Below are 23,889 nucleotides of genomic sequence, written 5' to 3'. Positions count from 1 at the left end.
CGGCTACTTGATCAGGTAGATCGTGGCGAAGAGGCCGATCCAGACGACATCGACGAAGTGCCAGTAGTAGGACACGACGATGGCGGCGGTCGCCTGCTCGTGAGTGAACCTCTTGGCCATGTAGGTACGGCCGAGGACCAGCAGGAAGGCGATGAGGCCGCCCGTCACGTGCAGGCCGTGGAAGCCGGTGGTCAGGTAGAACACCGAGCCGTACGGGTCCGAGGACAGCGAGATGCCGTCCTTCTTCACCAGCTCGGTGTACTCGTAGATCTGACCGCCGATGAAGATCGCACCCATGATGAAGGTGAGGATGAACCAGCCACGGAGCTTCTTCACATCGCCGCGCTCGGCCGCGAACACGCCGAGCTGGCAGGTGAGGGAGGAGAGCACCAGGATCGTGGTGTTCGTCGCGGAGAAGGGCACGTTGAGCGCGTGCGCCATCTCCTTCCAGTGATCCGGTCCGGTCACCGACCGGAGGGTGAAGTACATCGCGAAGAGGGCCGCGAAGAACATCAGCTCGGAACTCAGCCAGATGATGGTTCCGACGCTGGTGAGGTTCGGCCGATTGACCGACGGGTGCGCGTGCCCTGTTTCTACTGTCGTTGCTGTCGCCACGACCGACATTATGTCGGTCGCTTATCTCGCGCTCACTCCGGGGGGTGCCGTTCGGAGTGTTGCCGCCCGCCGAACCGGTGCTGACGTGGTGTTCGGGGGAGTAGCATCCGACCGGACGGCCCTGCCCGTCCCGTCCGTACGACGCCGACGTCCCGGAGGAACAATGCAGCCGACCGCCACGGTGCTGGTCTATAGCGACGACTCCACCACTCGCGAGCAAGTCCGGCTGGCCGCCGGGCGCAGGCCCGCCCCGGACGTCCCCCTGGTGGAGTTCGTGGAGTGCGCGACCCCGGCCGCGGTGCTGCGGGAGCTGGACAAGGGGGGCATCGACGTCTGCGTGCTGGACGGCGAGGCCGTGCCGATGGGCGGCATGGGCGTGTGCCGGCAGATCAAGGACGAGGTGTTCGGCTGCCCGCCGGTGCTGCTGCTCATGGGACGGCCGCAGGACGCGTGGCTGGCCACGTGGAGCCGTGCGGACGCGGCGGTGACGCTGCCGGTGGATCCGGTGGAGTTCGCGTCCGCGCTGGCCGCTCTGCTGCGTCAGAAGCGGCTTGTGGGCGCGTAGGAGGGGGCCGGGAGCGCCTGCCGGCCCGGGGCGCGGAGGAATGTGCGCGGCTGCCGGCTTCATCATGGCTTGTCGCGCCGTTCCCCGCGCCCCCTCCGGGGCGCTTACGCCGCCCTCGGCTGCAGGCGTACCGCTTCCGCCGGGGCCGGGGCGTCCGGGGTCTTGTTCGTCAGGGCGCTGCCCTCGCGCCATTTCTTCCAGTCGACGTTCCAGTCGCCGAAGCCGTTGCCGAAGGGCTCCATGGTCTGGCCCTGGGAGTTGACGACCCGGACGATGTCGCCCTCGCGGATGTTGTCGTAGAGCCACTCGGCGTTGGACGTGCTCATCCCGACGCAGCCGTGGCTGACGTTCTCGTAGCCCTGGGAGCCGACGGACCAGGGCGCGGCGTGGACGTACTCGCCGGACCAGGTGACCCGGGTGGCGTAGTACACCGGCAGGTCGTAGGAGTCCGAGGTGCCCTCGGCGATGCCGACGGTGGTGCCGCGCATCCGTACGAAGTACTGCTTCTCCAGTACGACCTTGACCCCGTTGCGGGTCTCGAAGCCGGGCTTGCCGGTGGTGACCGGGATCTGCTCGACGGGCTCGCCGTTCCGGTAGTACGTCAGCTGGTGCGCGGCGGCGTCCGTGACGGCCTCGATCCGGTCCCCCGTGGTGATCTTCAGCGGCTTGGACGTCCCGCCCCACAGCCGGTCGCCGACGCGGACGCCGTCCAGGTTGCTGTGCACCCGGACGGTCGCGTGGGCCGGCCAGTAGTCCTTGGGCCGGTAGTGGAGTTCCTTGTCGTTCACCCAGTGCCAGGAGCCCGGTACGGCCGGCACGGACTCCACCCGCAGGGCCCGCTCCACGACGGCGCGCTGCGCCTTGTCCTTGATCCCCTGGTCCAGCTGGGCCGTGATGGGCTGACCGACGCCGTAGGTACCGCTGCCCGGCCCGAAGGTGACGCCCAGGCGCTTCTTGCCGGCGGGCTTGCCGGTGTCGAAGGTGAGGGTCTTGCGGCCGGGTGCGCCGTCCTCGTCCTCGGTGCTCACCGTGACCGTGTAGTGGGCGCCCGCGGCCAGCGGGGAGGTGCTGTGCCACCGGCTGCCGTCGGCGGCCAGTTCGCCCGTCACATAGCGCCCTGTGGAGTCCCGGGCGGTGACGTCGGTGATCCGGCCGTCACCGCTGCTGGCGGTGACCTCCAGGGGCTTGTCGGGGTCGGCCCGCTTGCCGGCTTCCATGGGGCCGTTGAAGGAGATCAGGTCCGCTGCGTCGTACGGCCTGGCCGACAGGGGGTTGCCGTCCGAACCGCAAGCGGTGACGCCCGCGCCGAGGGCGGTCACCAGCAGGGTGCAGCCGACGACGGTACGGGTCCGCGCGGTGTGGTTCATATGATCACGCTATGAGATGAAGTGACTACCGGCACGGTGGGTCACTCATTCGAGCGAACGATGCTCCGGCAAACGAGGAGAGCCCGGACCCTCCGTCAGGAAGGTCCGGGCTCCCGGTGCGTCCGGCGCCCTACTGGGTCCGGTTCTCACCGTGGTAGTACTCGAACACCCAGCCGAACAGGCCGACCAGGATGAACGGGGCGGAGAAGTAGATCAGCCACCAGCCGACCGCGATGCTGAGGAAGGCGATCGCGCCGCCGAAGCCCAGCATGAGCGGCTGCCAGCTGTGCGGGCTGAAGAAGCCCAGCTCGCCCGCGTCGTCCGCGACGTCGGCCTCCTTGTCGTCCTGGGCGCCCGCGTCGACCCGCCGGGCGGTGAAGCCCAGGTAGAAGCCGATCATGACGGCCAGGCCGAAGGCCAGGAAGAGCGCGGTGGTACCGGCCGGCTCCTTCGACCACACGCCATACACGATGGCCATGATCAGGATGAAGACGCTCAGCCAGATGAACATCCGACCCTGGATCTTCACTTGCCGGCCTCCTTGCTGCCCGCGACGGCGGTGCCGTGACCGGCGTGCTCGAGCTGCTCGAGCGCGGCGATCTCAGGGTGGTGCAGATCGAACGCCGGGGATTCGCTGCGGATCCGCGGCAGGGTGACGAAGTTGTGCCGCGGCGGCGGGCAGGAGGTCGCCCACTCCAGGGAGCGGCCGTAGCCCCACGGGTCGTCCACGCCGACCGGCTTGCCGTACTTGGCCGTCTTCCAGACGTTGTAGAGGAACGGCAGGATCGACAGGCCGAGCAGGAAGGAGCTGATGGTCGACACCGTGTTCAGCGCGGTGAAGCCGTCGGCGTTCAGGTAGTCCGCGTACCGGCGGGGCATGCCCTCGGCGCCCAGCCAGTGCTGGACCAGGAACGTGCCGTGGAAGCCGATGAACAGCGTCCAGAAGGTGATCTTGCCGAGGCGCTCGTCCAGCATCTTGCCGGTCCACTTCGGCCACCAGAAGTGGAAGCCGGAGAACATGGCGAAGACGACCGTGCCGAAGACCACGTAGTGGAAGTGGGCCACCACGAAGTACGAGTCGGAGACGTGGAAGTCCATGGGCGGCGAGGCCAGGATGACACCGGTCAGACCACCGAACGTGAAGGTGATCAGGAACCCGGTCGCCCAGAGCATCGGTGTCTCGAAGGACAGCGAGCCCTTCCACATCGTGCCGATCCAGTTGAAGAACTTCACACCGGTCGGTACGGCGATCAGGAACGTCATGAAGGAGAAGAACGGCAGCAGCACACCGCCGGTGACGTACATGTGGTGGGCCCACACGGTCACGGACAGACCGGCGATCGCGATCGTCGCGGCGATCAGGCCCATGTAGCCGAACATCGGCTTACGGGAGAACACCGGGATGACTTCGGAGATGATGCCGAAGAACGGCAGGGCGATGATGTACACCTCTGGGTGTCCGAAGAACCAGAAGAGGTGTTGCCACAGCAGCGCGCCGCCGTTGGCCGCGTCGAAGACGTGGGCGCCGAACTTCCGGTCCGCCTCCAGCGCGAACAGCGCGGCGGCCAGCACCGGGAAGGCCAGCAGGACCAGCACACCGGTCAGCAGCACGTTCCACACGAAGATCGGCATGCGGAACATGGTCATGCCCGGGGCACGCATGCAGATGATCGTGGTGATGAAGTTGACCGAGCCGAGGATCGTGCCGAAGCCGGAGAAGGCCAGACCCATGATCCACATGTCGGCGCCGACGCCCGGCGAGCGGACCGCGTCCGACAGCGGGGAGTAGGCGAACCAGCCGAAGTCGGCCGCGCCCTGCGGGGTGAGGAAGCCGGCCACCGCGATGAGCGAGCCGAACAGGTACAGCCAGTAGGCGAACATGTTCAGCCGCGGGAACGCCACGTCGGGCGCGCCGATCTGCAGCGGCATGATCCAGTTCGCGAAACCGGCGAACAGCGGCGTCGCGAACATCAGCAGCATGATCGTGCCGTGCATCGTGAACGCCTGGTTGAACTGCTCGTTCGACATGATCTGCAGGCCCGGACGGGCCAGCTCGGCGCGCATGAGCAGCGCCATCACGCCGCCGATCAGGAAGAACGCGAAAGACGTCGCCAGGTACAGCGTGCCGATCGTCTTGTGGTCGGTGGTCGTCAGCCACTTGATGACGACTTCACCGCGGCGCTGGCGCCGGACCGGCAGCTCGTCCTCGTAGTGGGACCCTGCTGCCGCGGCACCCTGGGGTTCGTTGAGGATGCTCACAGGTTGTTCGTCTCCCGGTTCTTCTCGTGGCTCGTCTGCGCGATGCCGGCGGGAATGTAACCGGTCTGCCCCTTCTTGGCGAGGTCCTTGAGGTGCTGCTCGTAACGCTCGGGGGAGACGACCTTCACGTTGAACAGCATCCGGGAATGGTCGACGCCGCAGAGCTCGGCGCACTTGCCGAGGAAGGTGCCCTCCTTGTTGGGAGTCACCTGGAAGGCGTTGGTGTGGCCCGGGATGACGTCCTGCTTCATGAGGAACGGCACCACCCAGAAGGAGTGGATGACGTCGCGCGAGGTCAGGACGAAGCGGACCGTCTTGCCCTTGGGGAGCCAGAGCGTCGGACCGGGGTTGTTCGTCTGCGGGTTCCGCGTGCCCGGCGTACCGACGTCGTAGACGCCGCCGGCGTTCGCCGGGAAGGCGTTCTTGAACCGGTCCGGAATGGCGTCCAGGTTCTTGTCGGTCTTGGCATCGCCGGTGGAACCGGGGACGTTCTCGATGTAGTTGAAGCCCCAGCTCCACTGGAAGCCGACCACGTTGACCGTGACGTCGGGCTTCTTGGAGGTGTCCAGGAGCTTCGACTCGTCCCGGGCCGTGAAGTAGAAGAGCACCGAGATGATGATGATCGGGACCACTGTGTACAGGGCCTCGATCGGCATGTTGTATCGCGTCTGCGGAGGAACCTCGACCTTGGTGCGGCTGCGCCGGTGGAAGAAAGCACTCCACAGGATCAGGCCCCACACCAGCACGCCGACGGCGAGCGCGGCAGCCCAGGAGCCCTGCCACAGGGAGAGGATCCGCGGAGCCTCTTCCGTGGTCGGGGTGGGCATGCCAAGGCGGGGGAAGTCCTTGTATGTGCAACCGGTTGCGGTCGCCAGGACCAGGCCCGCGGTCAGTGCCTGCAGCAGCTTCCGCCGCATCGGGCGCCGCGGCGAGCGGTCGGAGCCGTTGGGACTCACGTAGCGCCTTCCCGAGAGTCTCGCCCGCGCGGTCGGCTGCGGCCTTCTCGCTGGTCGGTCGCCGCCCTGCGTCGGGCAGGGGTTTGGATGTTTATGCGGACCAAACCCTAGCCCACCCTCTCCGAGGGTTCGCGAGGAGGGGTGCCTACTGGGTGGGGTGGTTCGCTTGATTGGCGGCTGCGGGTGCGTTGTGGCTGGTCGCGCCCTGCCCGAAGCCCCTGGGAGACGCCCCCCTGACCGGCGGTTTAGCGTTGCCGTATGGCCTATTTTGACGCTGCTTCCGCCACTCCCCTCCATCCCGTGGCCCGACAGGCTCTGTTGGCCTCTTTGGAGGAAGGGTGGGCCGATCCCGCGCGGTTGTACCGGGAGGGGCGCAAGGCACGGATGTTGCTGGACGCGGCCCGGGAGGCGGCCGCGGAGGCCGTGGGCTGCCGGGCCGACGAGGTGGTGTTCACCCCGTCCGGGACCCGGGCCGTACACACCGGGATCGCGGGGGCGTTGGCCGGGCGGCGACGGGTGGGACGCCACCTGATCGTGTCCGCTGTCGAACATTCCTCCGTACTCCATTCGGCGGAGGTGTGCGAGGCGGAGGGCGGGAGCGTCACCCGGGTGGCGGTCGACCGGACGGGAGCCGTCGACCCTTCGGGGTACGCGGACGCGCTCCGGGCGGACACTGCGCTGGCCTGCCTCCAGTCGGCCAACCACGAGGTGGGCACCGTACAGCCGGTGGCCGAGGTGGCCGAGGTGTGCCGGGCCGCCGGGGTGCCGCTGCTGGTGGACGCGGCGCAGTCGCTGGGCTGGGGGCCGGTGGAGGGCGGCTGGTCGCTGCTGACGGCCAGCGCGCACAAGTGGGGCGGGCCGTCGGGGGTCGGGCTGCTCGCCGTGCGCAAGGGCGTGCGGTTCGCCGCCCAAGGACCGGTGGACGAGCGGGAGTCGGGCCGGGCGCCCGGGTTCGAGAACATCCCCGCCGTCGTGGCGGCCGTGGCCTCGCTGCGCGCGGTACGGGCCGAGGCGGCCGGGGAGGCGGTACGGCTGCGGGAGCTGACGGAGCGGATCCGGGCCCGGGTGCCGGAGCTGGTGCCGGACGTGGAGGTGGTCGGCGACGCCGGGCGCCGGCTGCCCGGGATCGTCACGTTCTCCTGCCTCTACGTCGACGGCGAGGCCCTGCTGCACGAGCTGGACCGGGCCGGCTTCTCGGTCTCCTCCGGTTCCTCGTGCACGTCCAGCACCCTGACCCCCAGCCATGTGCTGAAGGCGATGGGGGTGCTGAGCGAGGGGAACGTCCGGGTGTCGCTGCCGGCGGGGACGGCCGAGGAGGACGTGGAGCGGTTCCTCCGGGTGCTGCCGGACGCGGTGGCGGGCGTCCGGGAGAAGCTGGGCGGTCCCGCGCCGGTCACCCGGAGGGGCCCGGAGGAACTGCTCGTCGACTCCCTCGGCAAGCGCTGCCCGATCCCGGTCATCGAACTGGCGAAGGTGTTCGGCCAGGTCCCGGTGGGCGGCCTCGTACGGGTCCTCTCCGACGACGAGGCGGCCCGCCTGGACATCCCGGCGTGGTGCGAGATGCGCGGACAGGAGTACGCGGGCGAGGAGCCGGCGGAACGAGGGACGGCGTACCTGGTCCGCCGGGTGAGCTGACAGGCCCGGGGGCGCGGGGGCGCGACCGGGCCCCCGCGCACCCGCGGTCGTCCGGCTCCCGGAGCCCGGCATCCGGTTCGGTCCGCCGTTCGGCGACGGACGGTTGCCGGCGCGGTCACCGCAGCCGGGGTGGCCGAGGAGCGGCAGGCGTGCTGCGCCGGGAGCGCCCGGCCGTCCACGGGGTGGGCGGGACGCAGCCGGCGCCGTCCTCCAGGACGCGGCCGGCGACGAAGCGCACCGCGCGGTCCAGCGGAGGAGGGGCCGTGCGCGGCGACCGCGATCGCACTCGCGCCCGGCAGGGTGGGAACCGGGGCGGCCGAGTGGCCGGGCCCGGCCTCAGCTCAGGTGGGCCCGGACCTCCTCGCCCGCCTCTTCGCCGTACGCCTTCACGAACCGTTCCATGAAGTGGGTCCGCCGCAGCTGGTACTCCTGCGTCCCCACCGTCTCGATGACGAGCGTGGCGAGCATGCACCCGGTCTGCGCCGCGCGCTCCAGCGAGACGCCCCAGGCCAGCCCGGACAGGAACCCGGCGCGGAAGGCGTCGCCGACGCCCGTGGGGTCGGCCTTGCGGTCCTCCTCCGGGCAGCCGACCTCGATCGGGTCCGCGCCGGTCCGCTCGATGCGCACGCCCCGCGAGCCGAGCGTGGTGACCCGGTGGCCGACCTTGGCGAGGATCTCCGCGTCGCTCCAGCCGGTCTTGGACTCGATCAGCCCCTTCTCGTACTCGTTGGAGAAGAGGTAGGTCGCGCCGTCCAGCAGTATCCGGATCTCCTCGCCCTCCATCCGGGCGATCTGCTGGGAGAAGTCGGCGGCGAACGGGATGTTCCGGGAGCGGCACTCCTCCGTGTGACGGAGCATCGCCTCGGGGTCGTCGGCGCCGATGAGGACCAGGTCGAGGCCGCCCACGCGGTCCGCGACGGTCTTCAGCTCGATCAGCCGGGCCTCGCTCATCGCGCCGGTGTAGAAGGAGCCGATCTGGTTGTGGTCGGCGTCGGTGGTGCACACGAAGCGGGCGGTGTGCAGGGTCTCGGAGATGCGGACGGACTCGGTGTCCACGCCGTGCCGGTCGAGCCAGGCCCGGTACTCGTCGAAGTCGAAGCCGGCGGCGCCGACCAGGACCGGGCGGGTGCCGAGCTGGCCCATGCCGAAGGCGATGTTGGCGGCGACGCCCCCGCGGCGGACGTCGAGGTTGTCGACCAGGAAGGAGAGCGAAACCGTGTGCAGCTGGTCCGCGACGAACTGGTCGGCGAAGCGGCCGGGGAAGGTCATGAGGTGGTCGGTGGCGATGGAGCCGGTGACTGCGATGCGCACGACGGGGATTCTCCTGGGGAGGCTGGGGTGACAGTTCACGCTACCGGTTCGGCCGCCCCCGCAGAAGCTGACGAAACTACCCGATAGTAGATCTTTCTTCGCGGCCCGTGCCGTGCGTACGGTGCGCCCATGACGAACCCCGACGACTTCTCCTGTGCCCCGGCCGAGCCCGGCGGCGGCCTCGCCCCCCTGTGGGGCGACTGTGCCCGGATGGTGCCGCACTGGGCGGTCCCGGAGCGGGCCGAGTCCCGTCCGGTGTCCCCGTCCCGGATCCACGGGGTGTCCGTGCCGGCCCGGTCCGCCCGGCTGCTGGACGCGATGTCGGACTACGGCGACTGACCGGGAGCACGCGACCGGGAACCGCGCGCCGCGCTCCCGCGTCCCATCGCCGTCCCCCGCGCGGGCAACGCAGGGAGCGCGGGGCACGACCAGCGAGGAGGGACGCGGTGAACACCGAGCACCCCGAAGACTCCGGCGCCCCGGAGCGCCACGGGACCGGGCGGACGAGGCGGCGCCCCACCGCGCTCGTCGTCTCCGTCGCCGCCGCCGTGCTGCTCGTCGGCGGCGGCGGGGCGTATCTCGCGGCCGGCGGCCGGGGCGAATCCTCGGACGACCCGGCCGCGCCCGCGGGGGCCCGTACTCCCCCGCCGCTCGCCCTGGACGACCGGCCCGGTGCCGGTACCGGCGGTATCGCGCCCGGTGAGCCCGATCCGTCCGGTGCCCGGTACGTGGCCGCCGGCGAGCTGCCCAGGGGGCCCGGTTCGGCGCCGGTGTACGGGCCGGGGGCCGAGGTCGGCCGGGAGCGGGTGGCGCGGCTGGCACGGGCGCTCGGCATGGACGGGACCCCGGTGGCCGCGGGGCGGAGCTGGCGGGTCGGGGGCCGGGACGGCTCCGGGCCGGTGCTGACGGTGGACCGGGACGCGCCGGGCGGCTGGTCGTACAGCCGGTACGCGCCCGGCACCGACAACTGCCGGAAGGTGACCGTCTGTTCCCCGGACCCGGGCGCTCCGGCCGGCGGTCCGGTGAGCGCGGCCGAGGCCGGGCGGGCGGCGGCGCCGGTGCTGGAGGCGGCCGGGCTCAAGGGCGCGCGGACCGACGCGAGCCGGGTGAGGGGGGCCGGGCGGGTGGTGACCGCCGATCCGGTGGTGGGCGGGCTGCCCACGTACGGCTGGACGACCGGCCTGACCGTCGGCCGCGGGGGCGAACTGCTCGGCGGGCACGGGCTGCTGGCCATGCCGGTGCGGGGCGACACGTATCCGGTGCTGGGCGCCGCGCGGACGCTGGAGCTGATGAACGGGCCGGCCGGGGACGGCCACCGGACGGGGACCGGCGGGTGCGCGAGCCCCGAGCCGCTGAAGGACCGGCCGGCGCGGACGTGCGGGGCCTCCACGGGGGTGCCGAAGCGGGCGCGGAACACGCTCACCGTGGAGCGGGCGGTGTTCGGGCTGGCCGCGCACTCGGTGGGCGGGCGGCAGGCGCTGGTGCCGTCCTGGCTGTTCCGGGTGCGGCCGTCCGGCGGGGGCGAGACCTTCACGGTGCCGCGTGCGGCGGTCGACCCGGCGTACCTGACGTCCGCATCGGCGTCCGCGTCCCCGGCACCGGCGCCGTCCGGGGAGCGCGGGAGGAGCCGGAGCGTGCCGGTGACCTCGTACACGGCCGACGGGCGGACGCTGCGGGTGCGCTTCTACGGCGGGGTGTGCGCCGACTACCGGGTCGCGGCGCGGGAGAGCGGCGACCGGGTGACGGTGACGGTCACCGAGACGCCCTGGCCGGGCCGGGTGTGCGTGCTGATCGGCAGGGAGTACACGCGGACCGTGACGCTGGACGCGCCCCTGGACGGGCGGACGGTGACCGGCGCGGACGGCCGGGCGGTCCGGGAGGCCGGGCCGGGCGCGCCGCTGCCGCAGGCGTCGGCGCGGCCGCGCTGACCCGGCCCGCCGGTCCGTGACGGACGAAGGCGGCGGCCCCCGTGGAGGGGACCGCCGCCTTCACCGTCCGGTGTCCGGCTCGGCTCAGCTGAAGGAGTCGCCGCAGGCGCAGGAGCCGGTCGCGTTCGGGTTGTCGATCGTGAAGCCCTGCTTCTCGATGGTGTCCACGAAGTCGACGGTGGCGCCGCCCAGGTACGGAGCGCTCATCCGGTCCGTGACGACCTTGACCCCGCCGAAGTCCTTCACGACGTCGCCGTCGAGCGAGCGCTCGTCGAAGAAGAGCTGGTAGCGCAGGCCGGAGCAGCCGCCGGGCTGGACGGCGACGCGCAGCGCGAGGTCGTCGCGGCCTTCCTGGTCGAGCAGGGCCTTGACCTTGGCCGCGGCGGCGTCGGTCAGGATGATGCCGTCGGTGACGGTGGTGGTCTCGTCCGATACGGACATCTACATCTCTCCCGGGTTGTACGGAGACTGCTTGCCGACGAGTGCAACCGGCGTTCCCGCGGATTCATTCCGGGCCGGGCAATCGCGTTGTCGCGTTTTCTGTCGCTTCCTCATGCTCGCACATGGCCCGTCGGGGGGACAGCGGCCCGCAGAAGGGCCTCGGCGGGATTCACGTCACATCGACGTTATGGCCATCGTCAAAGTGACGTGAAGCAGTTATGATAGATAGCGTCAGTTAGACGAAAAGTAGAAAGGGTGCGTGTCGTGACCACCGCCCAGACCCCGGAGCTCGACGTGCAGCCGAGTCCGCTCGCCCTGCTGCTGCTCGGCCGCGAGGCCGACCCGAAGAGCGAGCGGGGCGTCGAGTGTCCCGGCGACCTGCCGTCGCCGTCCGACCCCGACCTGGTCGAACGCGCCCGCGCGGCCAAGGAGAAGCTCGGCGACAAGGTCTTCGTGCTCGGCCACCACTACCAGCGCGACGAGGTCATCCAGTTCGCCGATGTCACGGGTGACTCCTTCAAGCTGGCCCGGGACGCCGCCGCACGCCCGGAGGCCGAGTACATCGTCTTCTGCGGTGTGCACTTCATGGCCGAGTCGGCGGACATCCTGACGTCCGACGACCAGAAGGTGGTCCTGCCCGACCTCGCCGCCGGCTGCTCCATGGCCGACATGGCGACGGCCGAGCAGGTCGCCGAGTGCTGGGACGTGCTGACCGAGGCCGGGATCGCCGAGCAGGTCGTCCCCGTCTCGTACATGAACTCCTCCGCCGACATCAAGGCCTTCACCGGCAAGCACGGCGGCACGATCTGCACCTCGTCCAACGCCGAGCGCGCCTTGGACTGGGCGTTCGAGCAGGGCGAGAAGGTGCTGTTCCTGCCGGACCAGCACCTGGGCCGCAACACCGCCGTCCGGGACATGGGGATGTCCCTGGACGACTGCGTGGTCTACAACCCGCACAAGCCGAACGGCGGCCTCACCGCCGACGAGCTGCGGGCCGCGAAGATGATCCTGTGGCGCGGCCACTGCTCGGTGCACGGCCGGTTCAGCCTGGACTCGGTCAACGACGTGCGCGAGCGCATCCCCGGAGTGAACGTCCTGGTCCACCCCGAGTGCAAGCACGAGGTCGTGGCGGCGGCGGACTACGTCGGCTCGACCGAGTACATCATCAAGGCCCTGGAGGCCGCCCCGGCCGGCTCCAAGTGGGCCATCGGGACCGAGCTGAACCTGGTCCGGCGGCTGGCGAACCGTTTCGCGCCCGAGGGCAAGGAGATCGTCTTCCTGGACAAGACAGTCTGCTTCTGCTCGACCATGAACCGCATCGACCTGCCCCACCTGGTCTGGGCCCTGGAGTCCCTGGCCGAGGGCAACCTGGTCAACCGGATCGAGGTCGACAAGGAGACGGAGGCGTTCGCCAAGCTGGCGCTGGAGCGGATGCTGGCGCTGCCGTAGCCTCCGGTGGTACGGCCGCCTCCGGCGGTACGACGCGAGAAGGGGGCCGCACCCGAGGGTGCGGCCCCCTTCCGCCGTCACTGGACCCCGGCCGGCTCCGGTGTCCGCTCCGCGTCCTGCCGCCGCTTCGCCGCCCGCTTCCGCGCCCGGCGTTCCTTGCGCAGTTCCAGCATCGCGTAGAGCGTCGGGACGAGCAGGAGGGTCAGCAGGGTGGAGGTGATCAGGCCGCCGATGACGACCACCGCGAGGGGCTGGGCGATGAAGCCGCCCTCGCCGGTGACGCCCAGGGCCATCGGCAGCAGGGCGAAGATCGTCGCCAGCGCCGTCATCAGGATCGGGCGGAGCCGGTGCCGGCCGCCCTCGACCACGGCGTCCACCACGCCGTGGCCCTGGGCCCGGTACTGGTTGATCAGGTCGATCAGCACGATCGCGTTGGTCACCACGATGCCGATCAGCATCAGCATGCCGATCATCGCGGGCACGCCCATCGGGGTGCCGGTGGCCACCAGCAGGCCGATGGCGCCGGTCGCCGCGAAGGGGACGGAGACCAGCAGGATCAGCGGCTGGGCGAGCGAGCGGAACGTCGCGACCAGCAGCATGAAGACGATCGCGATGGCCGCCAGCATGGCCAGGGCCAGGTTCTTGAACGCGTCGTCCTGGTCGGAGGAGACACCGCCGATCTCGGCCGTGGCGCCCGCCGGGAGCTTCAGCGCCTTGATCCTCGACTGGAGCTTGCCGCTGATCGCGCCCGTGTCGTCGCCCGTCGGCCGGGCGGTGACGGTGGCCGCGCGCTGCCCGTCGATCCGGGTCATGGACACCGGGCCGTCGACCAGCCGCACCGTGGCGATGTCACCGAGCCGCACGGGCCCGAGGCGCAGTTTCTTCAACTGGGCCAGCGTGGTCGCCGGCTTCGCGGACCGTACGACGACGTCCCGCTCGGTGTCGTCCAGGACCGCCTTGGCCGCCGTGGTGCCGCGCACCGCCTGTGCCACCGCCGCGCCCAGCTTCTGGTCGTCGAACCCGGCGGCCGCCGCCTTGGCGTTGGCCCTGACCGAGATCCGCGGCACGCTCTGCGCGAGGTCGCTGGTGACGTCCGTGACGTGGTCGAGCCCGGCGACCGTGGCGCGGACCCGCTCCGCCGCCGTCCGCAGCGCCTTCGGGTCGGAGGCCTTGACGACCACGCTCAGGTCCTGGCTGCCGAAGCCGTCGCCGGCCGAGACGGTGGTCGTCCCGACGCCGTCGAGCTTCTCCAGCCCGTCCTCCAGGTGCCGCTGCACCTCGTCGTAGGACGCGGAGTCCTCCAGCATCACCTGGTACGACGCCTGGTTGGTGTCGGTGCCCCCGCCGAAGGCCGCCATGAAGCCGGAGGAGCCGACGGTGACCTGGTAGTCCTTCACTCCCTCGGTGGAGGCCAGCAGCTTCTCCACCCGCCGGGCCTGCGCGTCGGTGGCCGCCAGGCTGGTGCCGGGCTTCAGCTTCTGCCTGACCGTGAGGACCTCCTGCTCGCCCTGGTCGAAGAAGTTCGTCTTGAGCAGGCCGGACATGCCGAAGGTGACGGCCAGGACGGCGAGCGCGATGAGCACGCTGGTCAGCCGGCGCCGGGTGGCGAACCGCAGCACGGGGACGTAGGCGCGCTGGAGGCGGCTGTTCGCCTCCTTCTCCTCGGCCTCGCGGCGGGCCTCGGCCGCGTCCTCGGGGGTGCCCTTGGGGGCGCGCAGGAACCAGTACGACAGCACGGGCACGACCGTCAGCGACACCAGCAGGGAGGCCAGCAGGGCCGCCGTCACGGTGATGCTGAACGAGCCGAACAGGGCGCCCACCATGCCGCCGACCAGGCCGATCGGCAGGAACACGGCGACCGTGGTGAGGGTGGAGGAGGTGACCGCGCCGGCCACCTCGCGCACCGCGGTGAGGATGGCCTCCTTGCGTTCCTCGCCGTAGCCGAGGTGCCGCTTGATGTTCTCCAGGACCACGATGGAGTCGTCCACGACCCGGCCGACGGCGATGGTCAGCGCGCCGAGGGTGAGCATGTTCAGCGACAGGCCCCGGGTCCACAGCACCAGCAGGGCGAGGACCACGGACAGCGGGATGGACACCGCCGTCACCAGGGTGGAGCGGACCGACGCCAGGAAGACCAGGATCACCAGGACCGCGAAGAGCAGACCGAGCGCGCCCTCGGTGGTCAGTCCCTTGATGGACTTGGCCACGGCCGGGCCCTGGTCGCTGACGACGGTGAGCTTCGCGCCGGAGCCGAGGTCCGCGCGCAGCCCGGGCAGCTTGTCCTTGACCGCGTTAGAGATGGAGACCGCGCTGCCGTCGTGGTCCATGGTGACGTTGACGGCGAGGCTCGGCCGGCCGTCGGTGCGGGCGAGGGAGTCGGCCGGGGCCGGCTGCTCCCTGACGGTGGCCACGTCGCCGAGGCGCACCGGCTCGGCACCCTCGCCGGTGACCATCAGGTCCTCGATCTGCTTCAGCGAGGTGAAGCCGCCGCCGACCTGGACGGTGCGGTTGGCGCCGTCCTCGTCGAAGGAACCGGCCGGGACGGTCGCCCCGCCCGCCTGGAGGGCCTGGCCGAGGGAGGGCACGGTGAGACCGGCTCGGGCGAGCTTCGCGTCGTCGGGGGTGACGGTGACCTGGCGGTCGCGGACGCCCATGACCTGCACCCGGCCGACGCCGTCGATGTCCTTCAGGGCCGGGACCACCGTGGTGTCGAGCCGGTCCGCGAGCGCCTGCTGGTCCTGGTCGGAGGTCACGGCCAGGACCACGGTCGGCAGGTCGTCGGTGGACCCGGAGACGACCTGGGGGTCGACGCCGTCCGGGAGCTGGTTGCGGGCCCGGTTCACGGCCTGCTGGACGTCGCCGACGATCCGCTCGGTGTCGTTGCCGTAGTCGAAGGACGCCATGATCACGGCGTTGCCCTCGCTCGCGGTGGAGGTGACACCGGTGACGCCGTCGACGCCCTGGAGGTTGTCCTCGAGGGGCTCGACGACCTGCTTCTCGACCACGTCGGGCGAGGCGCCCTGGTACGGCGCGATCACCGACACCATGGGCAGTTCTATGGTGGGCAGCAGTTGCTGTTTGATCTGGGGTATCGCGATCAGCCCGAAGGCGAGCGCGACCAGCGACACGAGCCCGACGAGGGCCCGTTGCGCGAGGCTGAAGCGGGACAGCCAGGACATGGATCAGGTTCTCTCATCCCGGGGACGGCACAGGTCTCCCCCACCCTGAGCCATCCGGGACGGCCGCCGCGTAGGTCCCAGGTCCCGTTCCCCGCGGGGCCCCTACTCCCCGCGCAGTACGCCCGGGTGGAGATCAGTCCGTCCTCGGACGGACCAGCCCCGATTCGTACGCGATGACGACCAGCTGCGCCCGGTCCCGCGCGCCCAGCTTGGCCATGGCGCGGTTGACGTGCGTCTTCACCGTCAGCGGGCTGACCGCGAGGCGCTCGGCGATCTCGTCGTTGGAGTGGCCGCCGGCGACCTGGACGAGGACCTCCCGCTCCCGGCCGGTGAGGGCGGCGAGCCGCTCGGCGCGGGCGGGGTCGGGCGCGGCACCCGTGTCGCCCTGGGCGAGGAAGCGGGCGATCAGCCCTTTGGTGGCGGCCGGGGAGAGCAGGGCCTCCCCGCCGGCCGCGACCCGGATGGCGGTCAGCAGTTCCTCCGGCTCGCTGCCCTTGCCGAGGAAGCCGGAGGCGCCGGCGCGCAGCGCCTGGACCACGTAGTCGTCGACCTCGAAGGTGGTCAGGATGACCACGCGGACCTGGGCCAGCGACGGGTCGGCGCCGATCTGCCGGGTGGCGGCGAGGCCGTCGGTGCCGGGCATCCGGATGTCCATCAGGACGACGTCGGGGGCGTGCTCGCGGGCCAGCCGGACCGCCTCCGCGCCGTCGGAGGCCTCTCCCACCACCTCCATGCCGGGCTCGGAGTCGACCAGCACCCGGAAGGCGCTGCGCAGCAGGGCCTGGTCGTCGGCGAGCAGGACACGGATGGTCATACGGGCTCCCCCGGGGCGGTCGTCGGCTGGACCGGAAGGATCGCATGGACGCGGAAGCCGCCGCCGTAGCGGGGTCCGGTGGTCAGGGTGCCGCCGAGGGCGGTGACCCGCTCGCGCATGCCGAGCAGCCCGTGCCCGCCGCCGTCCTCGGGCACGCCGGGGACGCCCTTCCCGTCGTCCAGCACCGTGACCTCCAGGTGGGGTCCGGCCCGGACGACGCTCACCTCGGCCCGGGCCCCGGGCCCCGCGTGCTTGCGCACGTTGGTGAGGGCTTCCTGCACGATCCGGTAGGCGGCCAGGTCGACGGCGGCGGGCAGTTCGCCGGGCCGGTCGGCGAGGGCCAGCTCCACCGGCAGGCCGGCGTTGCGGAAGGTGGCCGCCAGCTCCTCCAGACGGCTCAGGCCGGGGGCGGGTTCGGTGGGGGCCTCGGGGTCGTCGGACTGGCGCAGCAGGCCGACGGTGGCGCGTAGTTCGTTCAGCGCGCTGCGGCCGGCCTCGCGGACGTGGGCGAGGGCCTCCTTGGCCTGGTCGGGCCGCTTGTCCATGACGTGGGCGGCGACACCGGCCTGCACGTTCACCAGGGCGATGTGGTGGGCGACGACGTCGTGCAGATCGCGGGCGATGCGCAGCCGTTCCTCGGCGACCCGGCGGCGGGCCTCCTCCTCCCGGGTGCGCTCGGCGCGTTCGGCGCGGTCCCGGATGGCCTGCACGACGGCGCGGCGGCTGCGTACGGCGTCCCCGGCGGTGGCGCCGATGCCGGTCCAGGCGAGCACGCCCAGGTTCTCCTGGGCGTACCAGGGCAGCGGGCCGGCCAGCATCGCGGCGGCCGTCAGCACGGTCATGGTGAGCAGGCCGAGCCGCCAGGTGGTGGCGCGGTCGGTGGTCGCGGCGACGGTGTAGAGGGCGACGACGGCGGACATCGCGACCGGGGCGCGCGGATCCCCGGTGACGCACTCGACCACGGCCAGCGTGCCGGTGACGGCGAGCACGGTGCGGGGCCGGCGGCGGCGGAAGACCAGCGCGACGGCGCCGAGCAGCATCAGGAGCAGGCTGAGGGTGTCCGGGGTGTGCACGCCCCAGGTGACGCCGTGCCCGTCCCTCGGCACCACGAAGGAGCCGGCGACCATGCACACCAGGACGCCGGCGGCCAGGGCGGCGTCCAGGGCGAGAGGGTGGGCCTTCAGGCGGCACCGGGCGCGTTCGAGAGTGCTCACCCGGGAACAGTACGGCGCCCCCCGGACACCGTGGCCCGGGGCCGGAGACCCTTGCATCGTCCGTTCGGGTGATCACCGGGTGAACGTCCGTTCCGGCGCTCGCCTCCTTCGGCAGTCTGGAGCCGTCCGTGACCAGCGAGACCTACAGGACGGGTGAGACCCATGGTGACCAAGGCCGAGCGCGATTACTTCCAGACGCTGTTCCGGCAGCTCGACAGCGACGGGGACGGGACGATCGCGCAGGTGGACCTCGACCACCTGGTGCAGACGACGCTGCTGCGTTCCGGCGCCCTCCCGGGCAGCGAGCGCTGGCGGCGGATCACCGACCTCGGCAACCGGCTCTGGAGCGAGCTGCGCGCCGGGCTGGACACCGACCAGGACGGCGGTATCTCGGCCCGGGAGTTCGTCACCGCCTACCGCCGCCCCGAGTTCCTGGAGCGGACCGCCATCCCCTTCGAGGTCGCCGTGCTGGAGCTGTCCGACGAGGACGGCGACGGCAAGGTGTCGGTGACCGAGTGGCTGTCCTGGCAGCAGGCCAAGGGGGTGCCCGTGCACGAGGCCCTGGCGGAGCTGTCGGAGATCGACGCCGACGGCGACGGGTACCTCACCAAGAGCGAGTACAGCCGGTACCTGGAGACGCGGTACAAGTCCTAGGGACCGCGGTCAGCCCCGTCAGCCCGGGATGAGGCCCTCGTCGGTCAGCAGTTCCCGGACCTCTTCAAGGGTCGCGTCGGGTGACGGCAGGATCAGGTCCGACGGTTCCAGCGCGGCGTCCGGGAGCGGGGTGCCGAGGCGGCGGACGGCGTCCAGCAGCGCGGTGAGCGTGCGGCGGAAGCCGTCCTCGTCGCCGCTCTCCATCTCGGCGAGCAGTTCGTCGTCCAGCCTGTTCAGTTCGGCGAGGTGGGTGTCGTCCACCCGCACCTGGCCCTCCCCCATGATCCGTACGATCACGACGGCCTCCTCGGCTCGGGCCCCGGCGCCCGGCTACTGCTTGTCGAAGCGCGGGGTGTCCTGCGGCTGCTGCTGGGACTGCCCCTGACCGGCGCCGCCCTCGATGGCCTGCTGCGGGGAGCCCCCGGCCAGCTCGGCCTTCATGCGCTGCAGTTCCAGCTCTACATCCGTACCACCCGAGAGCCGGTCCAGCTCGGCCTGGATGTCGTCCTTGTGCATCCCGGAGGGGTCGTCCAGGGCGCCGGAGGCGAGCAGTTCGTCGATCGCGCCGGCCCGGGCCTGCATCTGGGCGGTCTTGTCCTCGGCGCGCTGGATGGCGAGGCCGACGTCGCCCATCTCCTCGGAGATGCCGGAGAACGCCTCACCGATGCGGGTCTGCGCCTGGGCGGCGGTGTAGGTGGCCTTGATGGTCTCCTTCTTCGTGCGGAAGGCGTCCACCTTGGCCTGGAGGCGCTGGGCCGCCAGGGTGAGCTTCTCCTCCTCGCCCTGGAGGGTGGCGTGCTGCGACTCCAGGTCGGTGACCTGCTGCTGGAGCGCGGCCTTGCGGGACAGCGCCTCGCGGGCCAGGTCCTCCCGGCCGAGCGCGAGCGCCTTGCGGCCCTGGTCCTCCAGCTTCGCGGACTGCTGCTGGAGCTGGCCAAGCTGGAGCTCCAGGCGCTTGCGGCTGGTCGCCACGTCGGCGACGCCGCGCCGCACCTTCTGCAGCAGCTCGAGCTGCTTCTGGTAGGAGTAATCGAGGGTCTCGCGCGGGTCCTCGGCCCGGTCCAGGGCCTTGTTCGCCTTCGCGCGGAAGATCATCCCCATACGCTTCATGACACCGCTCATGGGCTTCGCGCGCCCCCTTCTGACGGACTCCAGCTCACCGATCCTGCGACAGAACCCACAGTACGGGCCCTGTCTCCATTACCGCACTGTTCGCGGGGTGATGCGCTCATCCCCGAGGACGACTGCGGGCCGCTCCGCTCCGGCGCAAGGAGTAGGTGATCCCACCCGCGCCTCCTCCTCCGTCCCTTTCGACGTCCGGCGTTGCCGGATCGTTCCCCACCGGGCTGGGGTCCATGCCGGTGCAGCCCTTACCCTTGGGATTTGTGTTCCGTAGCCGTGCCAAGGAAGAGAAGGCCCCCGCCGTCAAGGCGGCGGTGACCGACTCCAAGCAGCCCCGCGACCCGCAGGCCCCCAAGGGCAGGCCCACGCCCAAGCGCAGTGAGGCCCGTACCCAGCGCCGCAGCGTCGCCCACACGCCGACGACCCGCAAGGAGGCCGCGAAGCGCCAGCGCGAGGAGCGGCGGCAGGCCCTGGAACGGCAGCGCCAGGCGCTCGCCAGCGGGGACGAGCGCTATCTGCCCGCCCGGGACAAGGGCCCGGTCCGCCGCTTCGCCCGGGACTGGGTGGACGCGCGGTTCAACGCGGCGGAGTTCTTCCTGCCGCTCGCCGTGATCATCCTGGTGCTGAGCGTGGTGCGGGTCGGGGCGATCCAGAGCCTGGCGCTGCTGCTGTGGCTGATCGTGATCGTGCTGATCGTGCTGGACGCGGCGGTCAGCGGCTTCCGGCTGAAGAAGCGGCTCGCGGAGCGCTTCCCGAACGAGAACACCCGCGGCGCGGTCGCCTACGCGCTGATGCGGTCCCTCCAGATGCGCCGGATGCGGCTGCCGAAGCCGCGGGTCAAGCGCGGAGAGCGGCCCTGAGCGCCGACGCGTTCACCGGGGGCGCCTCCCCGGCCCGGCCGCACGAGCTGGGCGGGCTGCGCGACCTCGTGTCCCAGGAGCTGGTGACCCGCCAGCTGGACGAACAGATAGCCGGGCGGTTCCCGGTCGGGCGGCGGCTGCGGGTGCTCGACGTGGGGATGGGCCAGGGCGCGCAGGCGCTGCGCCTGGCCCGGCTCGGCCACGAGGTCACCGGGGTCGAACGGGACCCCAGGATGATCGCCGCCGCCCGCGCGAACCTGGCCCGGGAACCGGAGGGCATCCGGCAGCGGGTGCGGCTGGTGCAGGGCGACGGCCGGGACACCGGGGTCCACTTCCGGCCGGGCAGCTTCGACGTGGTGCTGTGCCACGCCGTGCTGATGTACGTGGAGGACCCCGATCCGCTGGTGGCGGGCCTGGCCCGGATGCTGGCCCCGGGCGGCCTGCTCTCCCTGCTGGTCCGCAACGGCGACGCGCTCGCCATGCGGCCGGGCCTCGGCGGTGACTGGGCGGGCGCCCTGGCCGCCTTCGACACCACCACCTACCGCAACCGGCTGGGCCTGGACGTGCGCGCCGACCGGCTGTCCGCGCTGACCGCCACGCTCGCCGGGATCGCCGCCCCGTTGCAGGCCTGGTACGGCGTGCGGGTCTTCACGGACACGGCGGCGCACAACGCGGCGCTGCCCCAGGACCTCTCGACGCTGCTCGCGGTCGAGGAGCGGGCCGGGCGCACGGACCCCTACCGCGGGGTGGCGGCGCTGCTGCATCTGTGCGGGGTACGGGGCTGAGCCCGTTCGGGGGAACCGCGCGGGACGGCTGATCACCGCGCGGTGAGACTCGGGGCATGGACGCTTCCCGTAACCGCGCGCGCTGCCGTCGCCGAGCCGTCTTCGCCGCCGCGCTGGCGTGCTGCGCGGCCCTCGCCGCCGGCTGCACCGCCCCCGCCACCCCCGCCGCCCCGGCCGGGCGGGACACCCCGGCGAGCCCCGGGGCGGCCGTGCCGATGGCCGCGGACGGCGACCTGCAGAGCCGGTACCTGCGCGTCATCGAGGAGGCGCTGCCCTCGGTCGTGCAGATCCAGGCGAGCCGCGACCTGGGCTCCGGCGTGGTCTACGACGCCAACGGGCACATCGTCACCAACGCGCACGTGGTCGGCTCGGAGAAGACGTTCCGGGTGACCACGGCCCACAACGAGGAACCGCTCACCGCGCGCCTGGTCTACTCCTACCCCGAGCAGGATCTCGCCGTGATCCGGCTGGAGAAGGTGCCGGACGGGCTGAAGCCGGCGGTGTTCGGGGACTCCGAGAAGGTGGCGGTGGGCCAGATCGTGCTGGCCATGGGGTCGCCGCTGGGGCTGTCGTCCAGCGTGACCCAGGGCATCGTCTCGGCGACCGGGCGGACCGTCAGCGAGGGCGACTCGGACGGCGGCACGGGCGCGACCATCGCCAACATGGTGCAGACCTCGGCCGCGATCAACCCGGGCAACAGCGGCGGCGCGCTGGTCGACCTGGACGGGCGGGTGATCGGCATCCCGACGCTCGCGGCGGTCGACCAGAGCCTCGGCGGCGGCGCGGCCCCGGGCATCGGGTTCGCCATCCCGGCCACGATGGTGAAGACGGTCGCCGACCAGATCGTCAAGGAGGGCAAGGTCGTCGACTCCGGGCGGGCGGCCCTGGACATCACCGCGCGGACCGTCGTCGACGACCGCTACCAGCCGGTCGGGGTGGCGGTGGTCAGCGCCCGCGCGGGCGGCGCCGCCGACAAGGCGGGCCTCGGGCCCGGTGACATCATCACCGGGCTGGGCGGCCGGCGGATCACCACCGTCACCTCGCTCGCCGAGGCCCTGGCCACGGGCCGGCCGGGCGGGCGGACGTCCGTGACGTTCCTCCGCGACGGCGACGAGCGCACGGTACAGGTGACGCTGGGCGAGCAGTGAGGAGGGGCAGGCCCCTCCCCACCGCCCGTGCCGGTCCGGTCAGGCGTCGGCGCCGTGCAGGCTCATCGGCCCGTAGATCTCGGTGCCCTCCTCGAACAGCCGCACCTGGTCCGCCCCGCCCTCCAGCAGCGCCTTCCAGTTCTCGCCGATCCAGGACTCGGCATCGCCCTGCGTGGTGAACTCCTCGGGCACGACGGCGGGCTGGACCTCCGTCCCGTCGGCCTTCTCGAACCGCCACGTCCATGCCGTCATACAGGCCTCCTTCGATCCGACACCTGCTGGCAGCCTAGCCGGAAGCGCAAGACCCGCCGGGACAGGCGAAAATCGGTCCGTGGACATCACTCTGCTCGGAACCGGCGCCCCCGCGGGACTGCCTCGCCCCGACTGCTCCTGCGCCGTCTGCACGACCGCGCTCGGGCCGGACGCGCGGGCCGCGACCGCGGTGCTCGTGGACGGCGCGCTGCTGCTCGACCTCACGCCGGGCGCGGCGTTCGCGGCGGCGCGCGCCGGGCATTCGCTGGGCGGGGTACGGCAGGTGCTGCTGTCGCATCCGCACGACGGCCCCGCGGTGGAGGTGCCGGCCGGGCTGCCGCAGCCCGCCCGGGTGCCGGACGGGCGGGAGTTGGCGCTGCTGACGGGCCATCGGGTACGGGCGGTGGCGATGGACGCGGGCGGCACCGGGTACGCGGTGACCGGGCCGGAGGGGCAGCGGCTGCTGTACCTGCCGCCGGGCGGGGCACCGGCCGGCCTGGAGCAGGCCGGCGCGCAGTCCTACGACATGGTCCTCGCCGACGTCGTGACCCGGCCGGACGCGCTCGCCCGGCTCCGCGCGGTCGGCTCGGCGGGCCCCACGACGGACGTGGTCGCCGTCCACCTCGACCACGATGTGCCGGGCGGCCGGGAGCTGCGGCGCCGGCTCGCGGCGGCCGGGGCGCGGGCGGTGCCGGACGGGACGACGCTGGTGGTCGGGGCGTACGAGGAGGTGCCGGACGTGCCGCGCCGGACGCTGGTGCTGGGCGGTGCCCGCTCGGGCAAGTCGGTGGAGGCGGAGCGGCGGCTGGAGACGTTCCCGGACGTGCTGTACGTGGCGACGGGCGGCACGCGCAGCGGCGACAGCGAGTGGGCGGCACGGGTGGCCGCGCACCGGGAGCGGCGGCCGGGGTCGTGGCGTACGGCGGAGACGACGGACCTGGTGCCGCTGCTGGCCGAGGACGGCCCGCCGGTGCTGATCGACTGCCTGTCCCTGTGGCTGGCCGACGCCATGGACGCCGTGGGGGCGTGGGACGACGCGGAGTGGGCGGGCGGGGGCGAGAAGACGCTGCGGGAGCGGGTGCGGGAGCTGACCGACGCGGTGCGCTCCACCCGCCGGACCGTGGTCGCGGTGTCCAACGAGGTCGGCTCGGGCATCGTCCCCGCGACCGCCTCCGGCCGCCGCTACCGCGACGAACTCGGCCGCCTGAACACGGCGTTCGGGAGCGAGTGCGAACAGGTCGTCCTGGTGGTGGCGGGCCAGGCGCTGGTGCTGCGGGGCTGAGCGGGCGCCCCGAAGGGGGGCGCCCCGAAGGGGCGCGGGGAACTGCGCGAGCA

The 23,889-nt window shown here is 72.0% G+C and carries 23 protein-coding genes; 10 read left to right on the top strand and 13 right to left on the bottom strand.

From position 1 onward, the window contains the following. Positions 1-3: 3 nt before the first annotated feature. Positions 4-624, bottom strand: coding sequence for a heme-copper oxidase subunit III (locus AB0E62_RS10825; RefSeq protein WP_030616646.1), 621 nt, complete (start codon positions 622-624; stop codon positions 4-6). Between the two features lie 154 nt (positions 625-778). Here AB0E62_RS10825 and AB0E62_RS10820 point away from each other — a divergent pair, with 154 nt between their 5' ends. Further along, entirely contained in the window at positions 779-1,180 is a 402-nt protein-coding gene (locus tag AB0E62_RS10820) for a hypothetical protein (RefSeq protein ID WP_362190923.1), read from the top strand. Between the two features lie 104 nt (positions 1,181-1,284). On the opposite strand, the gene AB0E62_RS10815 is transcribed toward AB0E62_RS10820, so the two are convergent. From AB0E62_RS10815 to coxB, 4 genes are all read right to left on the bottom strand, one after another. Next, positions 1,285-2,547, bottom strand: coding sequence for an Ig-like domain-containing protein (locus tag AB0E62_RS10815; RefSeq protein WP_362190921.1), 1,263 nt, complete (start codon positions 2,545-2,547; stop codon positions 1,285-1,287). A gap of 130 nt (positions 2,548-2,677) precedes the next feature. Next, the gene (locus AB0E62_RS10810; protein WP_362190919.1) at positions 2,678-3,076 is read right to left on the bottom strand and encodes a cytochrome c oxidase subunit 4; all 399 of its coding nucleotides are present in this window, start codon (positions 3,074-3,076) and stop codon (positions 2,678-2,680) included. Then, entirely contained in the window at positions 3,073-4,806 is a 1,734-nt protein-coding gene (gene ctaD, locus AB0E62_RS10805) for a cytochrome c oxidase subunit I (RefSeq protein WP_362190917.1), read from the bottom strand. Before ctaD ends, AB0E62_RS10810 begins: the two co-directional genes overlap by 4 nt. Then, entirely contained in the window at positions 4,803-5,762 is a 960-nt protein-coding gene (gene coxB / locus AB0E62_RS10800; RefSeq protein WP_362190915.1) for a cytochrome c oxidase subunit II, read from the bottom strand. The genes ctaD and coxB overlap by 4 nt, the downstream gene beginning before the upstream one ends. 258 nt (positions 5,763-6,020) lie before the next feature. Here coxB and AB0E62_RS10795 point away from each other — a divergent pair, with 258 nt between their 5' ends. Continuing rightward, a complete protein-coding gene (locus AB0E62_RS10795; RefSeq protein ID WP_362190913.1) occupies positions 6,021-7,397 on the top strand; it encodes an aminotransferase class V-fold PLP-dependent enzyme in 1,377 nt (458 codons plus the stop codon). A 336-nt stretch (positions 7,398-7,733) separates the two neighbouring features. Here the strand turns inward: AB0E62_RS10795 and AB0E62_RS10790 are convergent, their stop codons facing one another. Beyond that, positions 7,734-8,708, bottom strand: coding sequence for a carbohydrate kinase family protein (locus AB0E62_RS10790; RefSeq protein WP_362190911.1), 975 nt, complete (start codon positions 8,706-8,708; stop codon positions 7,734-7,736). 129 nt (positions 8,709-8,837) lie between these two features. On the opposite strand from AB0E62_RS10790, the gene AB0E62_RS10785 reads away from it, so the two are divergent. Continuing rightward, positions 8,838-9,047: a hypothetical protein gene (locus AB0E62_RS10785; protein ID WP_362190909.1), complete on the top strand. Its 210-nt coding sequence runs from the start codon at positions 8,838-8,840 to the stop codon at positions 9,045-9,047. A 107-nt stretch (positions 9,048-9,154) separates the two neighbouring features. Then, entirely contained in the window at positions 9,155-10,636 is a 1,482-nt protein-coding gene (locus AB0E62_RS10780) for a hypothetical protein (protein ID WP_362190907.1), read from the top strand. Between the two features lie 84 nt (positions 10,637-10,720). Here the strand turns inward: AB0E62_RS10780 and AB0E62_RS10775 are convergent, their stop codons facing one another. Then, positions 10,721-11,077: an iron-sulfur cluster assembly accessory protein gene (locus AB0E62_RS10775; RefSeq protein WP_030340884.1), complete on the bottom strand. Its 357-nt coding sequence runs from the start codon at positions 11,075-11,077 to the stop codon at positions 10,721-10,723. A 264-nt stretch (positions 11,078-11,341) separates the two neighbouring features. Here AB0E62_RS10775 and nadA point away from each other — a divergent pair, with 264 nt between their 5' ends. Continuing rightward, positions 11,342-12,526 carry a quinolinate synthase NadA gene (gene nadA / locus AB0E62_RS10770; RefSeq protein WP_362190906.1) on the top strand — a complete coding sequence of 395 codons (1,185 nt, stop codon included), beginning with the start codon at positions 11,342-11,344 and terminating at the stop codon, positions 12,524-12,526. Between the two features lie 77 nt (positions 12,527-12,603). Here the strand turns inward: nadA and AB0E62_RS10765 are convergent, their stop codons facing one another. The 3 genes from AB0E62_RS10765 to AB0E62_RS10755 all read right to left on the bottom strand — a co-directional run bounded on the left by AB0E62_RS10765 (position 12,604) and on the right by AB0E62_RS10755 (position 17,733). After that, positions 12,604-15,705: an efflux RND transporter permease subunit gene (locus tag AB0E62_RS10765; protein ID WP_362190905.1), complete on the bottom strand. Its 3,102-nt coding sequence runs from the start codon at positions 15,703-15,705 to the stop codon at positions 12,604-12,606. Between the two features lie 133 nt (positions 15,706-15,838). Beyond that, positions 15,839-16,519 carry a response regulator transcription factor gene (locus tag AB0E62_RS10760; RefSeq protein WP_362190903.1) on the bottom strand — a complete coding sequence of 227 codons (681 nt, stop codon included), beginning with the start codon at positions 16,517-16,519 and terminating at the stop codon, positions 15,839-15,841. Next, on the bottom strand, positions 16,516-17,733 hold the full coding sequence (locus AB0E62_RS10755) for a sensor histidine kinase (RefSeq protein ID WP_362190901.1): 1,218 nt from the start codon (positions 17,731-17,733) through the stop codon (positions 16,516-16,518). Before AB0E62_RS10755 ends, AB0E62_RS10760 begins: the two co-directional genes overlap by 4 nt. Positions 17,734-17,895: 162 nt before the next feature. Between AB0E62_RS10755 and AB0E62_RS10750 the strand changes: the two genes are divergently transcribed. After that, the gene (locus AB0E62_RS10750; RefSeq protein ID WP_362190899.1) at positions 17,896-18,387 is read left to right on the top strand and encodes an EF-hand domain-containing protein; all 492 of its coding nucleotides are present in this window, start codon (positions 17,896-17,898) and stop codon (positions 18,385-18,387) included. 18 nt (positions 18,388-18,405) lie between these two features. On the opposite strand, the gene AB0E62_RS10745 is transcribed toward AB0E62_RS10750, so the two are convergent. Both AB0E62_RS10745 and AB0E62_RS10740 read right to left on the bottom strand, forming a co-directional pair. Beyond that, positions 18,406-18,684: a hypothetical protein gene (locus AB0E62_RS10745; protein WP_362190897.1), complete on the bottom strand. Its 279-nt coding sequence runs from the start codon at positions 18,682-18,684 to the stop codon at positions 18,406-18,408. A gap of 33 nt (positions 18,685-18,717) precedes the next feature. Next, entirely contained in the window at positions 18,718-19,509 is a 792-nt protein-coding gene (locus AB0E62_RS10740; protein ID WP_362190895.1) for a PspA/IM30 family protein, read from the bottom strand. Positions 19,510-19,742: 233 nt separating this feature from the next. Between AB0E62_RS10740 and AB0E62_RS10735 the strand changes: the two genes are divergently transcribed. The 3 genes from AB0E62_RS10735 to AB0E62_RS10725 all read left to right on the top strand — a co-directional run bounded on the left by AB0E62_RS10735 (position 19,743) and on the right by AB0E62_RS10725 (position 22,302). Further along, the gene (locus AB0E62_RS10735) at positions 19,743-20,369 is read left to right on the top strand and encodes a DUF3043 domain-containing protein (RefSeq protein ID WP_362190893.1); all 627 of its coding nucleotides are present in this window, start codon (positions 19,743-19,745) and stop codon (positions 20,367-20,369) included. 83 nt (positions 20,370-20,452) lie between these two features. Further along, a complete protein-coding gene (locus tag AB0E62_RS10730) occupies positions 20,453-21,154 on the top strand; it encodes a methyltransferase domain-containing protein (protein WP_362190891.1) in 702 nt (233 codons plus the stop codon). A gap of 56 nt (positions 21,155-21,210) precedes the next feature. Continuing rightward, positions 21,211-22,302: a trypsin-like peptidase domain-containing protein gene (locus AB0E62_RS10725; protein WP_362190889.1), complete on the top strand. Its 1,092-nt coding sequence runs from the start codon at positions 21,211-21,213 to the stop codon at positions 22,300-22,302. Between the two features lie 39 nt (positions 22,303-22,341). Here AB0E62_RS10725 and AB0E62_RS10720 read toward each other — a convergent pair whose 3' ends face one another. Further along, the gene (locus AB0E62_RS10720; RefSeq protein ID WP_362190887.1) at positions 22,342-22,554 is read right to left on the bottom strand and encodes a hypothetical protein; all 213 of its coding nucleotides are present in this window, start codon (positions 22,552-22,554) and stop codon (positions 22,342-22,344) included. A 79-nt stretch (positions 22,555-22,633) separates the two neighbouring features. Here AB0E62_RS10720 and AB0E62_RS10715 point away from each other — a divergent pair, with 79 nt between their 5' ends. After that, entirely contained in the window at positions 22,634-23,836 is a 1,203-nt protein-coding gene (locus tag AB0E62_RS10715) for a bifunctional adenosylcobinamide kinase/adenosylcobinamide-phosphate guanylyltransferase (RefSeq protein WP_362190885.1), read from the top strand. Positions 23,837-23,889: the final 53 nt, after the last annotated feature.

The organism is Streptomyces sp. NPDC038707 (assembly GCF_040636485.1).
Classification (GTDB): Bacteria; Actinomycetota; Actinomycetes; order Streptomycetales; family Streptomycetaceae; genus Streptomyces.
This window is presented reverse-complemented; position numbering and strand designations above follow the sequence as displayed.